This is a genomic window from Streptococcus mitis (genome assembly GCF_023109235.1).
GTDB classification, from domain to species: Bacteria; Bacillota; Bacilli; order Lactobacillales; family Streptococcaceae; genus Streptococcus; species Streptococcus mitis_DA.
Genome location: NZ_JALDUC010000013.1, coordinates 32,690 through 45,362, shown reverse-complemented (window position 1 = coordinate 45,362; position 12,673 = coordinate 32,690). Strand labels below are relative to the sequence as shown.

The following is a 12,673-nucleotide window of genomic DNA, read 5'->3' as shown; positions in this document are numbered from 1 at the left end:
TGGGACTTTTTTTCTACACAAAAATAGGCTCCATAATATTTATAGGAGATTTACCCACTACAAATATTATAGAGCCTAGATAAACTGGTCAGGACCGTACTCCTGACCTTTTTCTTTTGCAAAATGACAAAAATAATAAACTTTTTGACAAATATACTTGTCAAAAAAGAAAAAGATGTGTTACAATGTAAGCAAGTTAAGAAATAAAGAAATAGGAGGGAGCCACATGTGGGTATGGATTTTTTTTCCTTTTCTCGTCTTGATTTATACGAGTCAATCTAAAAAAATCAAGCGGTTAGAGAAGAGGTTAAAGGTAATCGAAAGAAAAGAGAAAGGAAATATAGATATGTCAAGATTATTGCAAGAATTAATTGGGAAAAATCCAACAATCGTTGGACAAGTGTTTGGAACATCTTTATGGGAAGTTGTGGATGTTGATGAGGAATGGGTCAAACTACGTAGTGTTGATAAAGAGGGGAAAGAAAAATTCAAGTTGCAACGTATTGAGGATATCCAAACCGTTGAATTTGACGGAGAGTAGGTGTGTAACATGCAACTAAAAAATCGTCTAAAAGAGCTGCGGGCTCGCGATGGTCTCAATCAAACCGAACTAGCTAAGCTAGCAGGGGTTTCAAGGCAGACCATTAGCCTACTAGAACGGGATGAGTACACCCCGTCCATTATCATTGCCCTGAGAATATCTCAAATTTTCAACGAAACAGTCGAATCGGTATTTCGCTTGGAGGAGGACGAGTGATGAACAAGTATAAAGTAATCTATTATGTAGTTGCCATAGCTCTATTAGTCAGCCTGTGTCTACTAATTGGAACAAATCTAGGATGGTTTGATCTCTATTACAGCGACCAATTTATTTGGGCCTACTTTGTCCTCATCCCAGTAATTGAATGGATTGAAAAGAAATCCAAAAATCTAGCAAGTGAAAAAGGAGAATGAATATGAAAAAGAAAGGTGGATTGTTATTTTTGATGTCTATTGTCTTGGGAGGTTTCTTGGGCATGTTTGTAGGGATGTTTAAGGCACGTGCCGAATCCAACGGAATTATTTTAGATGTAAAACCCTTGATACCATGGCTATCAGCTATCAGCTTACTACTAGCCGTCATTATTCTTTTTTTGACTTTCAATTTCCTAAAGAAAAGCAGAAAATTTCATTCCTTGTATCAAGAGGAAATGGATGATGATCTGAATGAAACCTATTATGTGCAGATGTATCGGAATCTCGAGTTTGGAACTATTGCTTTTAATAGTGCAAGCGTAGCGATTTTATTGGCTCTCTTCATTTCAGGAAGTGAAGTAATTGTACTCGATATAAGCCATATAACCTTATCCCTTTCCTTTTTGGGGTTAGTGTTAGTTTTAAATGCTCAAAAATATCTTTTTAAGACCATTGCTATTGTTCGTCAGTTTGATTTGGCATTTTTCTCTACACCAAAGGATGTCATGGACTTTATCAATTCTTACGATGAAGGGGAGCGCCAGGCTAATTTGGAACAGAGTTTTCGGATTTTATTCCAATTACATCAGTATGTCTTGCCAACCTTGTACTTTCTGATTGCTCTCTTTTCCTTACTGACAGGAGAGATTCAGCTACTAGCTTTCGTACTTGTCGGAGCCATCCATGTTTATATCAATGTGATGCAGTTACCTATGGTAAAACGCTATTTCAAATAAAGGAGTTTCTATGATTCGTGTTGAAAATGTAAGCAAAAGTTTTGGGAGCAAAAAAGCTCTTCATCAGATTTCTTTTGAGATTAAGGAGGGTGAAATCTTTGGTTTTCTTGGCCCTTCTGGCTCAGGTAAAACAACCATGATCAATGTCTTAACAGGACAGTTGGCTGCAGATCAAGGTAAAACAGTTTTGTTAGGCAAGAATTCTCAAGATTTAACCTCAAATGATTTGGAACAAATTGGTATTGTTAGTGATGGCAGTGGTTTTTATGAAAAGATGAGTCTTTATAAAAATCTTCTCATCTATGCTAAGTTATATGGCCTCAAGGCAGATAGAGTAGTTCAGGTGCTTCAACAGGTTGGATTGGCAGATGCTAAAGATATTATTGCAGAAAAGTTATCTACTGGAATGAAACAACGAATGTTCTTGGCTCGTGCCCTTCTGAATGCTCCTAAGATTCTCTTTCTAGATGAGCCAACCAGTGGCTTAGACCCTACAACATCTAAGATGATTCATACCCTACTTCAAGAATTAAAGCAGGCGGGGACAACTATCTTTCTGACCACGCATGATATGAATGAAGCAACTCTGCTTTGTGATCGCTTATCTCTTTTGAATAAGGGTAACCTAATAGAGTATGGAAGTCCGCAAGATATCATCCAGAAGTACCATGTGGATAAGAAAGTACGTGTGGTTTATAACGACGGACGAGAACAGATAGTTCCATTTGATGAATTACCACATTTAGACACGACAGATTTGATGGTGGTTCACTCTTGTGAGCCAACTTTAGAAGAAATCTTTATCAGATTGACAGGAGAAAAGTTAGATGTTTAGAAAATTAAATGCCCTACTATGGTTAAGATTACAAGTTCTTATCAGCAATTCAACTTTGTTGGCGACTCTATTGTTGCCTTTTGGACTGGCTGTTCTATATAATGAGTTCTTAAACAAGAGTGGAGAATTGAGTACGTATTTCCTTTCTATGAGTTTGACGATGGTCTTGAGCATGGGAAGTGGTTATATGGTATCGATTATGATGGCAGAAGATAAGGAAAAACGAAATCTTAAATCACTCATCCTAAGTGGTGTGACAGCAACAGAATATACTTTCAGTATGCTTGTTCTCCCTATTCTGATAATGTTACTTGCTATGATTGTACTTCCCATCTATCTTAAAGTAGATCTATCTGGTTATTTATTTGCCTACGTTATCTATTTGCTCCTAGCAACGATTAGTATTATTTTTATCAACATTCTAATCGGTGCGGTGTCAGATACTCAATCTAAAGCGCAAGTTTATAGTATCTTCCCTATGTTAATTGTCTCTGTTTTACCTATAATTGCTCTTCAAAATGATACGGTTCAGAAAGTATTGGATTACTCTTTTATTGGTCCAATTGTAAATCTTTTAAATAAAAAAGGTGGAGAAATATCTTTTTCTAACATCGGCATGTTACTTGCCTGGGTACTTGTGTTAGGAATAGCAAACCTCTTTGTATTGAAAAACAGTTATAAAGCAAGATAGGAGACTTTTATGAAATTACTTAAAAATTTTGGCTGGTTTCTTCTAGCCCTTCTATCCTTTTTCTTTATCTATAGCTTCATTCAGGGGCTCGCGACTGCTTCGCTTGCCTTAGGCGCTTCCCCCTATGCTGTTACCTTGCTCTATGTGGCCTTGGCTGGAGTATACGTGTACGGCATTTACAAATGGTATCAGAAAGCTCCTGTTCATATTGAGAAGAGTGACTTCAACCGATTTATTTGGCTTCCTGCCTTGGTTTGGTTCTTAGCTCTTGTCGTTCAATTCTTCCTGCCCGATGATCCTTCAGTAAATCAGCAAATAGCGACAGACTTGACCTTGTCTCAACCACTCTTCTCCTTCTTTGCTGTCGTTATTTTTGCTCCTTTGACAGAAGAACTTATCTTTAGAGGGATGTTGGCACGCTATCTCTTTCCTAAGCAGGACAAGAGCAAACAGGTTCTGTTTCTTCTGGTATCTAGTGTTTTGTTTGCCTTGATTCATTTCCCAGGTGATGTTCAACAATTTTTAGTTTATGCTAGTCTTGGTTTTAGCTTGGGCTTGGCCTATATTAGTAGAAAAGGTCTGGTCTACAGTATTTCTCTCCACGCTTTGAATAATTTAGTCAGCTTTTTGATGATTCTCATGCTATAATAGAGTCAGGAGGTCACATGAAACGAGTAATTTTATTAGCAGTGATTCAAGCAGTCGTTCTATTTTTCATCATTGGAGCGCTAGCTTATGCCTTTAAGGGCGATTTCTTCTATAACTATCTAGCAGTTGTCTTTGCCCCTATTGCAGGTGTCTTGCGCTTTGGGACAGCTTATACAACGGAAATTGTCTTGCCTCGAAAGGCAGCCGAAATTGCTGAAAAGCGTAAAGCAGGCAAAAATTCAAAATAAAAGAGTCCGGTGAACTTCATCGGACTCTTTTATTGGCGCTAATTTTTAGGACCTTCACTTGATTTTTGAAACCTAGCAAACTTTTCTGCTGATTTTCATGAAGAGCCTGCGCTTTTATGGTAAAATAGTAACAGAATAAAAGAGGAGAGAAACAATGAAACGTAGTATGTATGCTGGTCGTGTTCGTGAGGAACACATCGGACAAGAAATGACCTTGAAAGGATGGGTTGGTCGTCGTCGTGACCTGGGTGGTTTGATCTTTATCGACCTTCGTGACCGTGAAGGAATCATGCAGTTGGTTATCAACCCTGAAAAAGTATCTGCAGAGGTTATGGCAACAGCTGAAAGCCTTCGTAGCGAATTTGTTATCGAGGTGACTGGACAGGTCGCTGCGCGTGAGCAAGCCAATGATAAGTTGCCAACTGGTGCAGTTGAGTTAAACGTGACAGCTCTGACAGTGCTTAATACAGCTAAGACAACCCCATTTGAGATTAAGGATGGGATTGAGGCCAATGACGATACACGTTTACGTTACCGTTACCTTGACCTTCGTCGTCCAGAAATGTTGGAAAATCTTAAACTTCGTGCTAAGGTGACCCACTCTATCCGCAACTACTTGGATGAGTTGGAGTTTATCGACGTGGAGACACCATTCCTTTCTAAGTCAACGCCTGAAGGGGCGCGTGACTACTTGGTGCCATCTCGTGTTAATAAAGGGCATTTCTATGCTCTTCCTCAAAGTCCACAAATCACGAAACAACTCTTGATGAATGCTGGTTTTGACCGCTACTACCAAATCGTTAAATGTTTCCGTGACGAGGACTTGCGTGGTGACCGCCAGCCTGAGTTCACTCAGGTCGACTTGGAAACGTCTTTCCTTACTGAGCAAGAAATCCAAGATATCACAGAAGGTTTGATTGCGCGCGTCATGAAGGAAACAAAAGGCATTGAAGTCACTCTGCCTTTCCCTCGTATGAAATATGATGACGCTATGGCTCTTTACGGTTCTGACAAGCCAGATACCCGTTTTGACATGTTACTTCAGGACTTGACAGAAGTGGTCAAAGGTGTAGACTTTAAAGTCTTTTCAGAAGCACCTGCTGTAAAAGCAATTGTGGTCAAAGGAGCTGCGGACAACTATTCACGTAAAGACATCGACAAGATGACGGAAGTAGCCAAACAATATGGTGCCAAAGGTCTTGCTTGGGTCAAGGTAGTTGATGGAGAATTAAACGGACCAGTTGCTAAGTTCTTGACTGGCATCCAAGCAGAATTGACAACAGCGCTTGCTCTTGAAGATAAGGACCTCGTTCTCTTTGTGGCGGATACGCTTGAGGTAGCCAATGCAACACTCGGTGCCCTTCGTGGACGTATTGCCAAAGAGCTTGGCTTGATTAATAACGATAAATTCAACTTCCTTTGGGTGGTTGACTGGCCAATGTTTGAATGGTCTGAAGAAGAAGGTCGTTACATGAGCGCCCACCATCCGTTCACCCTTCCACAGGAAGAGACGGCTCACGAATTAGAAGGTGATTTGGCTAAGGTTCGTGCCATTGCTTACGATATCGTCTTGAACGGTTATGAGCTTGGTGGTGGTAGCCTTCGTATCAATCAAAAAGACCTTCAAGAACGCATGTTCAAGGCTCTTGGTTTCTCAGCTGAAGAAGCAAATGACCAGTTTGGCTTCCTTCTTGAAGCCATGGACTATGGTTTCCCACCACATGGTGGTTTGGCTATCGGGCTTGACCGATTTGTTATGTTGCTTGCTGGAGAAGAAAATATCCGTGAAGTCATTGCCTTTCCTAAGAACAACAAGGCAAGTGACCCAATGACACAAGCTCCTTCAACAGTAGCTCTCAAACAACTAGAGGAACTCAGCTTACAAATAGAAGAAGATGAAACAAGCAAAACGAATTAAGCGGTGGCGCTATTATCTGCGCCGCTTTGCTCATCAGATAAAAATTTTACGTGTCTTACAAAGCATCTCTCGGGAAAAGTATGATGAGAAGATTTCGGCTTCTCTGGTCTATGGTTTTTTATCAGCAGTGGCGGTTAATTTCTTTTTCCAACCGGGGCATGTGTATTCGAGTGGTGCGACAGGTCTGGCACAGATTATCTCTGCCTTGAGTAATCACTGGTTTGGTTTTCATATTCCGATTTCGCTAACCTTCTACGCTATTAATTTTCCTTTGATGATCTTGGCTTGGTATCAGATTGGCCATAAGTTCACCGTCTTTACCTTTATCACGGTATCCATGAGTTCCTTCTTTATCCAGTTTGTCCCTGTGGCGACCTTGACGGAGGATCCCATTATCAATGCCCTTTTTGGGGGTGTTGTCATGGGCTTGGGGATTGGTTTTGCTCTTCGCAACAATATCTCCAGTGGAGGTACAGATATTGTCAGCCTGACCATCCGCAAGAAAACGGGTAAGAATGTTGGTAGTATTTCTTTCTTGGTAAATGGGACTATCATGCTGATAGCTGGTTTGACCTTTGGTTGGAAATACGCTCTCTACTCAATGATTACCATCTTTGTCTCTAGCCGTGTGACAGACGCAGTTTTTACCAAGCAAAAACGTATGCAGGCCATGATTGTGACCAATCATCCAGAGAAGGTAATTGAAAAAATCCATAAAAAATTGCACCGTGGAGCAACCATGATCCACGATGCAGAAGGAACCTATAATCACGAAAGAAAGGCAGTTTTAATCACTGTCATTACACGTGCAGAGTTTAATGAATTTAAACAGATTATGAAACAGGTGGATCCAGGTGCCTTTGTCTCTGTATCTGAGAATGTTCATATTCTGGGACGATTCGTTGAAACAGATAATTAGTAACTAAAAAAACCAGCTCGAGCTGGTTTTTATTTTTCGATAATTTTGTGGGCAATTAACTGGCGATAACAAATTTGTTTATTGCTTTTAGCATCGCTGATAATCTGGAGGATAGTTTCAAGAGAAACACGACCAAGTTCTAGGCTATTGATATCAACATAGGCCGCCAAGTTGAGCTTGGGATTGACCGAGTCAAAGCTGAGAACAGGGACATCCAGTTGGTGCTTAGCAATATAGTCACAGACCCCTTCGGCTAGGAGGCTATCAATTGTAATGATAGCATCAATCTGTGGGTCATGCTGAAAGAGGAGTTGGCTAAACTGATACCCTTTTTCTTCTAAGAACTCCGTTGCAAAATAGGTCAAATTTCCATCAATAGGCAGTTGGTATTGTTTGAGTGCTGACTCATAGCCTGTTAAACGGTCTTGCGTTACGAAGAGTCGTTTAGTCCCTCCAATGAAGGCAATTCGTTTGCAGCCTTTTTTGATGAAATATTCGGTTGCATCAAAACCAGCTTGGACATTGTCGTTGTCAACAAGAGGGATAAAGGGTGAAATGGATTTTCCTAGGATGAGGAAGGGAAACTGCTCATCAGCGACCAGTTTGACCAAGGGATCTTCCTCTTCGGCATAAAGGAAGATTAAACCATCCACACGTTTGCCGTAAACCATCTGTGAGATCGCTTTAAGGCGCTCTTTTTCATCTTTACCTGTTGCAATCTGAATTGCATAGTGGTTTTCAGATGCGACTTGGGCGATACCACGGAGGACAGATGGGAAGAAAGGATTTTGATAGAAGGCGTCTGAGTCGTCAGGAAGGACCAAGCCGATAACTTGGGTATAACTGCTTACCAAACTACGAGCGTTGAGGTTGGGGTGGTAATTGAGCTCCTTCATAGCCTTGCGAACGCGTTTTTTTGTTTCGTCACTAATGGTTGATTTATTTTGAATAACACGGGTTACGGTTGAAGGCGAAACACCAGCAGCCTTGGCCACGTCTTTAATCGTAACGGGCATAAAAATCTCCTATTTATGGTAATCTGGATCACGGAAATGCGTTTTATAAAAGATAGTGACCAGATACAGAACAAAAAGAATGTTTTGTACAGTAATGAGAGTTGTCATATTTTGGCCAAATAGTCCCAAAATAAGCGTAATCAGAGTTGGTAATCCTAAACAGTTCAAGATAAAATGGTAGCACTCTTTAAAGGTTCTAAATGAAAAGAGGCGTGATTTCTTAGTGATATAAAGGAGAAGACTCGCTCCTAGAGAGACAATGAAGAAATTCAAACCAAAGAGGAAGCTTGCACCGAGAACTAGGAAGAGACTGATATAGACACGATTTTGCTGGTACCAGTCTTTAGAAATGGCTTGGGTCAAGCTGTCTTTACTTTTGAAACTCTCAGTCTCAATCGCTCGGTAAGAGATACGGGTCAGCTCTTTACTTTCCTTGCTGATGACGAGCTCATTCGTATCGAAATGCAGTTGCAAGTCCTTAGGTAATTCCTTGCTTTGACTTGGACCGATCACAATAGAAGGCTCTTGACTAGCTGTTCCAGTATAAGTTAATTTGCCATCAACAATTGTAGCGTGTTCAGAGAGATCCTGTACAACCTTATCTGTCAATGGTTCATAGACATTATCGATAAAGGTTTCTAGCGGATAAGTCTCCTGCGAGCTGTTTTGGATGGCAATAGGTACCATAGATAAGCTGATAAGGAAGATACTGGTAAAGAGAAGCTGGAACCAGTTGAGTCCGAAACGTTTGGACAGGGGCTTACGAAATCCCCAAATACTTGAAAAATAGGAAAATGGATATGGAAGCATAGGTATCTTTCTAAAAGGTGTTTTCTATATGAGTATTATTATATAGAGAAATGTGCTTTATTTCAAGTCTAGGAGAAAAATTGCTTGTTGTAAGGATATTACTTACAGTAACAATCGCTAATACTCAATGAAAATCAAAGAGCAAACTAGGAATCTAGCCGCAGGTTGCTCAAAACACTGTTTTGAGGTTGTGGTTAGAACTGACGAAGTCAGTAACCGTACTACGGCAAGGTGAAGCTGACGTGGTTTGAAGAGATTCTCGAAGAGTATAAAATGAAAAAGGGTGGCGGGGATAAATTATCCCTTGTCGCCACCACTTGTAAGTCCTGAAACAAAGTTCTTTTGTAGGAAGAAGAAGAGAATACAGATTGGAAGGGCAATGAGGATAGCACCTGCTGAGAAGTAGGCAATCTTCAAGTTTTTCACATTGCTAACGAAGGTTTGGAGACCTACGGCAACAGTAAAGTATTCTTTCTCACGAAGCAAGAAACTAGAAAGGATATAGTCTCCAAAAGGTCCCATGAAGGCCCAGAGAGCTTGTACGGCAACCATTGGGCGAACAAGTGGAAGAACAATTTGCCAGAAGCGGCGGAAGTGTCCTGCACCGTCTAGTTTTGCAGATTCGTCTAGAGACATTGGCACTGTATCGAAGTAGCCTTTCATGAGCCAAGCATTCATCGGGATACCACCACCAACGTAGAGGAAGATGAGGAACCAGCTGTGGTTAAGGGCGTTCAACATAAGTGCCATAACGAAGAAGGCTGTCAAAGCGGCCATGGTTGGCACCATTTGGATAATCAAGAAGAAGACCAAACTTTGTTTACGAGCCAAGAAGTTGTAACGGCTGTAGGCATAACCAGCAAGTACGATGATGCTTGTTTGAACCGCCATGGTAATCAAGGCGATGATCAAGGTATTGAGATACCAAGTACCATATAGAGTTTCAGTAAAGAGTCCTTTAAAGTTATCAAAATTGAAGTCGATGTTAGTATCTAGTTTAAAGGCTGCGACGTTACCTGCTTTAAAGGCTGACATGATAGTAATCAACAGTGGATAGATAATCACGATCGATAGGCCAATTAAGTAGAGGTAAGTAAGGGTTTGAGTCAGTCTACGTTTGAGTTTAATTGAGTTATTCATCTTAGACGTCCTCCATATCAAATGCGTGTAGTTTCTTGAATGCGATCATAGAGATTGAGATGACAATGATAGAGATAATCAAGGTAACAGCTGCCGCCATTGAGTATTGAGGAGATGTACCTGTTGTCAAACGGTAGATCCATGAGATCAAGATATCGGTTGAACCAGCTCCACCTCCGACACTACCAGGTCCTCCACCATTGAAGAGGTACATGATAGAGAAGTTGTTAAAGTTGAAGGTGTATTGACTAATCAAAGTAGGTGCCGCAACAGCCAAGATCATTGGGAAAGTGATGTTGCGGAATTTTTGCCAAGCATTGGCACCGTCAATATAAGCTGCTTCGTAAAGGTCGTTAGGAATAGATTGTAAGATACCCAAGGTCAAAACGTAGATGTATGGGAATCCAAGCCAACCCTGCATCATAATCAAGGCAATCTTAGTCCAAGTTGGGTCTGTTTTCCAAGGAATAAGAGCACCATCAAGGAAAGGAAGGAATTTAGCTAAGATTGGCAATACTTGAGTGTTGATGGCTCCGACACTATCGTTAAACATATTTGAGAATGTCAAGATAGTGATGAAGGCTGGAACAGCCCAAGGAAGAAGGAAAATAACACCAAAGATACGTTTTCCTTTGATAAATGGTTGGTTAGCAATGATAGCTGTGAAGATACCGATGACGATCTGTAAAGTTGAGGCAGCCAAAGCCCAGATGATAGTCCAAGAAAGAACGGCACCAAAGGCAGAACGGAAGGTACTCAAACTCCAGATGTTCGTAAAGTTGGTCAAACCAACCCAGTCCAACAATTTGTTTGGTGGCAAGTGTTGGAAGTCGTAGTTGGTAAAGGCGATCATCAAGGTTACGATAACTGGGAAGATGATCGCAAAAGTCATGGCAACATAAGATGGAATGATCAAGAGGTAAGGGAAGCCATTTTCATAGATTCCTTTGACCATTTCTTTAAAGGTAAGTGCTACTGGTATGCCATTGTTAATGTGTTTGGCAGTTGTATGTGCATCTTTGATATTTGCGAAATAAAAGAGTACATAAACAACTACAAAGATTAAATGGAAGGCACCACGAATCAGCATAAAGAGGGAATTGTCACGACCTGGTTTGTCACCAAGAGTGATGAGATTACTCAATTCAGGGGCTGCAAGTGCTAGGAAGTAGAGGAGAAATACAAGGGTTACACCAAGGAAGATAAAACCTTTTGCTTTTTGTTTATTGTAAATCTGTCCTAACCCAGGAATGATAGACAGCAGGGCTGCTTTACTAGGTTGTTGCTTTTCCATAATAACTCCTTTCATAGGATACTAGTTTCTAGTTAAAACCTAAACTATATATGTTTTCTATTGATAAATTCAAAGGGGGATTTGAATTCCACCCCCCTTGAACAAATTTTTTATTCACCAAATTTTTGTTTGATTGTTTCTTTGATCAATGTTACAGCGTCGTTAGCAGCTGTTTTCGCATCTTTCTTACCACTTACAGCATCAAAGAGCATATTTTTCGCTGGATCCCAAACTGCAGACATTTGAGAGATGTTTGGCATTGGTTGAGCGTTCTTGAACTGTTTGATAACAGCTGTTGTCAACTCATCGTTTTTACCTTCAGCGTATGAACGAGCCTCAGTGTTAGCTGGGATTTCGTTAGTCTTATCGTATAATACTTTTTGTTGTTCAGTTGAAACAAGGAAGTCTACAAATTTTTGAGAAGCTTCAAGGTTCTTAGTGGCTTGAGGGATGACCCAAGCTTTACCACCACCAAATGCAGCATATTCTTTTCCGTTTGGAAGAGTTGGGATAGTCGCAACACCGTAGTTTACTTTAGCATCTTTGAAGGCTTGGGCTTTCCAAGGTCCGTCGATGATAGCAGCTGTTTTACCTTCTTGGAAATGAGTTTGGATTAGGTTTCCAGCTCCTTCAGTATCTTGCATACCTTTAGGCCATTTTTCATACCAAGATTTAGCGTATTCTATACCTTTGATAGCGCCGTCGTTGGCAAGACCGATATCTTTAGCGTCCTTACCGTTTTGACCGAATACGTAAGCGCCGTTACCAGCAAGAAGTCCGTATGCATAGTAGAAGTTTGTCCAGTCAGCTAGGAAAGCAGAAGTTTTTCCATCTTCACCAGCGAAGGCATATTTGCTATCTTTAGCAAGGTTTTCTAAGTCAGCAAAAGTTTTTGGAGCTTCTTTTATCAAGTCTTTGTTGTAGTACATAACAAGTGACTCGATAACGGCAGGAGCACCGTAAACTTTACCATTAGCAGCTGTTACAAGAGATTTAGTTGTGTCGTCTGTTTTAGCACCATCGCTCAATTTCACTTCTGAAAGTTGGCCGTCAGAACCAAGGCTACCTACACGGTCGTATGGAGCCATCATAACATCAGGGACATTACCAGATTGGTTGTCAAGAGAAAGTTTATCAAGACCTCCTAGAGCATCACCAGTTTTAAGAGTGACTTTTACTCCAGTTTCTTTTTCATAAGCTTTAGCAACCTCTTCAATATAGCTCTTATATCCCTCGTCTACATATACAGTGAGTTCTTTCGCTTCAGATGAACCAGAATCAGCAGGCTTATCAGCAGTTTTGCTTCCGCAAGCTACCAAAAGCAAGCTAGCAAGTGTAACAGTTCCAAGCACAGCAGCGCTCTTCATGAATTTAGATGACATAGTGTATTCCTCCTAAAGAATAACAAATTTTATAATGAGGAAACGCAAACGTTTTCCTTTATGGGACTAGTATAACACAAT

The 12,673-nt window shown here is 40.6% G+C and carries 14 protein-coding genes and 1 pseudogene; 10 read left to right on the top strand and 5 right to left on the bottom strand.

Annotated features, from left to right (window positions below):
• Positions 1-123: 123 nt before the first annotated feature.
• From M1F55_RS09070 to M1F55_RS08035, 10 genes and pseudogenes are all read left to right on the top strand, one after another.
• Positions 124-541 (top strand): annotated as a pseudogene (locus tag M1F55_RS09070) (hypothetical protein).
• Positions 542-550: 9 nt separating this feature from the next.
• Positions 551-757 carry a helix-turn-helix transcriptional regulator gene (locus M1F55_RS08075; RefSeq protein ID WP_125416791.1) on the top strand — a complete coding sequence of 69 codons (207 nt, stop codon included), beginning with the start codon at positions 551-553 and terminating at the stop codon, positions 755-757.
• The gene (locus tag M1F55_RS08070) at positions 757-954 is read left to right on the top strand and encodes a hypothetical protein (protein ID WP_001046124.1); all 198 of its coding nucleotides are present in this window, start codon (positions 757-759) and stop codon (positions 952-954) included. The genes M1F55_RS08075 and M1F55_RS08070 overlap by 1 nt, the downstream gene beginning before the upstream one ends.
• A 2-nt stretch (positions 955-956) precedes the next feature.
• Positions 957-1,691 carry a DUF3169 family protein gene (locus M1F55_RS08065; RefSeq protein WP_000726539.1) on the top strand — a complete coding sequence of 245 codons (735 nt, stop codon included), beginning with the start codon at positions 957-959 and terminating at the stop codon, positions 1,689-1,691.
• Between the two features lie 10 nt (positions 1,692-1,701).
• The gene (locus M1F55_RS08060) at positions 1,702-2,526 is read left to right on the top strand and encodes an ABC transporter ATP-binding protein (RefSeq protein WP_024057248.1); all 825 of its coding nucleotides are present in this window, start codon (positions 1,702-1,704) and stop codon (positions 2,524-2,526) included.
• Complete coding sequence (locus M1F55_RS08055; protein WP_247947638.1) at positions 2,519-3,217, top strand: ABC transporter permease; 699 nt, start codon at positions 2,519-2,521, stop codon at positions 3,215-3,217. The genes M1F55_RS08060 and M1F55_RS08055 overlap by 8 nt, the downstream gene beginning before the upstream one ends.
• A 9-nt stretch (positions 3,218-3,226) precedes the next feature.
• Positions 3,227-3,865 (top strand): CPBP family intramembrane glutamic endopeptidase, encoded by a 639-nt coding sequence (locus tag M1F55_RS08050; RefSeq protein ID WP_247947637.1) that lies wholly within the window; start codon positions 3,227-3,229, stop codon positions 3,863-3,865.
• 17 nt (positions 3,866-3,882) lie between these two features.
• On the top strand, positions 3,883-4,113 hold the full coding sequence (locus tag M1F55_RS08045) for a hypothetical protein (RefSeq protein WP_000832184.1): 231 nt from the start codon (positions 3,883-3,885) through the stop codon (positions 4,111-4,113).
• Between the two features lie 154 nt (positions 4,114-4,267).
• The gene (gene aspS / locus M1F55_RS08040; protein WP_078238539.1) at positions 4,268-6,031 is read left to right on the top strand and encodes an aspartate--tRNA ligase; all 1,764 of its coding nucleotides are present in this window, start codon (positions 4,268-4,270) and stop codon (positions 6,029-6,031) included.
• Positions 6,009-6,950, top strand: coding sequence for a YitT family protein (locus M1F55_RS08035; RefSeq protein WP_078238540.1), 942 nt, complete (start codon positions 6,009-6,011; stop codon positions 6,948-6,950). Before aspS ends, M1F55_RS08035 begins: the two co-directional genes overlap by 23 nt.
• A gap of 29 nt (positions 6,951-6,979) precedes the next feature.
• On the opposite strand, the gene M1F55_RS08030 is transcribed toward M1F55_RS08035, so the two are convergent.
• The 5 genes from M1F55_RS08030 to M1F55_RS08010 all read right to left on the bottom strand — a co-directional run bounded on the left by M1F55_RS08030 (position 6,980) and on the right by M1F55_RS08010 (position 12,592).
• Entirely contained in the window at positions 6,980-7,966 is a 987-nt protein-coding gene (locus M1F55_RS08030; RefSeq protein ID WP_247947636.1) for a LacI family DNA-binding transcriptional regulator, read from the bottom strand.
• A 9-nt stretch (positions 7,967-7,975) separates the two neighbouring features.
• Entirely contained in the window at positions 7,976-8,776 is an 801-nt protein-coding gene (locus M1F55_RS08025) for a DUF1189 domain-containing protein (RefSeq protein WP_033687469.1), read from the bottom strand.
• Between the two features lie 297 nt (positions 8,777-9,073).
• The gene (locus M1F55_RS08020) at positions 9,074-9,916 is read right to left on the bottom strand and encodes a sugar ABC transporter permease (protein ID WP_033675775.1); all 843 of its coding nucleotides are present in this window, start codon (positions 9,914-9,916) and stop codon (positions 9,074-9,076) included.
• A 1-nt stretch (position 9,917) separates the two neighbouring features.
• Positions 9,918-11,210 carry a carbohydrate ABC transporter permease gene (locus tag M1F55_RS08015; protein ID WP_049500516.1) on the bottom strand — a complete coding sequence of 431 codons (1,293 nt, stop codon included), beginning with the start codon at positions 11,208-11,210 and terminating at the stop codon, positions 9,918-9,920.
• A 110-nt stretch (positions 11,211-11,320) separates the two neighbouring features.
• Positions 11,321-12,592, bottom strand: coding sequence for a maltodextrin ABC transporter substrate-binding protein (locus M1F55_RS08010; RefSeq protein ID WP_000095474.1), 1,272 nt, complete (start codon positions 12,590-12,592; stop codon positions 11,321-11,323).
• Positions 12,593-12,673 lie beyond the last annotated feature (81 nt).